We start from the raw sequence: 233 nt of genomic DNA on the forward strand, positions 1-233 counted from the left end.
CCATGACAAAGGCGACCAGGTACATCAGGCCGTACCAGCGGACGGCCAGCGGTCCCAGATGAATGGCGATGGGATCGAAATTCGGGTGAATGTGCATCGTATCGTTATAGGGGTTCGGTAATCTGGAAACTCAAGCGCATTGGACGCGCCGCGCCGCAAAGGGTTCGCCGCTAGCCGGCAAGCACATCGGCATGAGCACGCACGATGTCGATGAAACCGGCCAGCACAGGGCT

General features: G+C 59.2%; 1 pseudogene. It reads right to left on the minus strand.

The features are described 5' to 3' along the window. Positions 1 to 97, minus strand: a pseudogene (locus tag SB753_RS41685) (prolipoprotein diacylglyceryl transferase); the annotation flags it as partial. Positions 98 to 233 lie beyond the last annotated feature (136 nt).

This window comes from Paraburkholderia sp. SIMBA_053, assembly GCF_046534895.1.
GTDB lineage: Bacteria > Pseudomonadota > Gammaproteobacteria > Burkholderiales > Burkholderiaceae > Paraburkholderia > Paraburkholderia caledonica.